Genomic DNA, 1,858 nt, shown 5'->3' on the forward strand with positions numbered 1-1,858 from the left:
TTCTACTCACACGGCGGCGGCAAAGCGCGGCAAGCGTGATGGTCGCCGAGAGGGTGAGCCGCCTCAACCGCCAGGCACAGCCCGGGCTGGAGGTTGAGAGCCTGTTGCCCCTCTGGGCGCGGGACACGGGACAATTACCGCCGGCCAAGGCTGAACAGGTGACGAGCCTCCTGCACATGATCCATGTGCGCGCCGGGCTGATGCCTCCCCAGTCGCTCTCCATATGCCATCCTCTGGTCTCACAACCGGTCATCGAGCTCTGCCTGAGGCTGCCTGTCTATTTGCTTTGCGCGGGCGGACAGCCAAGAGGCCTTCTGAGACGGGCCATCAAGGACAGGCTGCCTGACGAAATAAGGCTCAGACGCTCCAAAGGGGACGCATCGCGCTTCTATATGGAGCAGTTGACGTGCAACCGGACGCTCCTGGCGAGCACACTCATGGATGGCCACCTTGTCGGGGAAGGTCTTCTCGACCGCGCGGATATCGAAGCCTTCTTCAAGGATGAAGGCTACAAGCTTCACACCTTCGGGCGCACGCTCTTTGCCTGTTATGCGATTGAATCATGGATGCAGGCCTGGAGAGCTCTCTGATCCCTCAACGTCCAGGACGCCGGCGCCGGTCAGGAACCGGTCGATGCGCTGCCACAGATCCCTGATGTTTGGCGGGGATGACAGACCATGGCCTTCGCCCCAGTAGCGGACATAGATAGCCTCCTTGCCGGCCCGGTAGAGCGCTCCGAACATTTCGTCATACTGGGCCATGTCGAAGTAATCGAGATCGGTGTGAACCAGCATGACCGGGGCTGTCATGTCGCCGGCCCGGGCGACCGGGCTGGTGCGCGCATAGAGGCCTGGCGCCCCGGCAGCGCTAACGCCAAATCCGAAGGGACAGTAATGATCGTCCCCTGGCATCTCGCACTCATACCGCCAGCGATTGTCCCCGCCATTCTGGTCGAGATGAAAATATCGCATCAGCCCCCGTGCGCCGTAATAATGGCTGAAGAAATCCGCCCAGCCATTCATGGAGATGACCGCGCTTGCCCGCCCCGATTGCGCCGCTGCCATAAGCGAGGCCGCACCGCCCTGGCTCGATCCGTAGAAGACAATCCGGCCGGGATCGACCAGTCCCTCGGCGACGAGGGCATCAATGGTCTGGTCGACGAGATCACCGAGGCCCTCCAGAGGGCCTGCACCGGTTCGCGCAAAGTCGAGAGGGAGGGCTGGCCGCATATAGACGAATCCCTTCGTCGCCCAGAGATCCGGCACGACCGAACCTGGATAAGGCGCATCGGCAAGTGTCGAACATGACCCGCCGCGGCCTGTCGGATAGATGTCGAGCAGGAGGGGATAGCGCGCGCCGGAGACATGGCCTGGCGGCAGCAGGACACATCCCTCAATCTGCCTGCTGCCTTCCCTGCGCTCCGGATCTTTCAGCGCGTAGTTGAAGGCCTGCCTGGCGGGCCCGACAACCGCGCGAAGATGGGTATTGAGGGTGGCGAGCGTGCGCGCCAGCTCGCCCTTCTGATGAAGTCGAAGGCTGACAGACCCATCTCCAGGGGCCTGCGTCGTCAGAACAAAAGCAGCATCGGCTGACACGGCCAGCACACGATCCGCCCCGGGCCCGAGAGGATACTCGCGGCGCGTTCCGCCCGGGCCGAGGACAAGGACAGCAGCGTCGCCCTCACGCGCCGGGCGCGCCGCTACGAGATCGACCCGCCCCTTGAGCGGACCTCGCACAAGCGGTGAGGAGAGGCGAAACTCATTGGACCAGGCATGTTGCGGGAAAAATCGGTAGCCGAGCGGCATGAGCGCTTCATGACCCCCACCGGCCAGACGGTCAGACCCGCCCTCTTCGTGGA

Annotated in this window: 2 protein-coding genes; one reads left to right on the forward strand and one right to left on the reverse strand. The window is 63.3% G+C overall.

All coding sequences use genetic code 11. The annotated features are described in order from the left end of the window. Window positions 1–590: asparagine synthase-related protein (locus tag WA989_RS06225; RefSeq protein WP_424339640.1), on the forward strand; the 590-nt coding region annotated here is incomplete at its 5' end. On the opposite strand, the gene WA989_RS06230 is transcribed toward WA989_RS06225, so the two are convergent. Beyond that, window positions 561–1,858 (reverse strand): alpha/beta hydrolase family protein (locus tag WA989_RS06230; protein ID WP_424339641.1); only part of this gene is annotated, 1,298 nt, incomplete at its 5' end. The genes WA989_RS06225 and WA989_RS06230 overlap by 30 nt on opposite strands.

The organism is Henriciella sp., assembly GCF_049649345.1.
Lineage (GTDB): Bacteria > Pseudomonadota > Alphaproteobacteria > Caulobacterales > Hyphomonadaceae > Henriciella.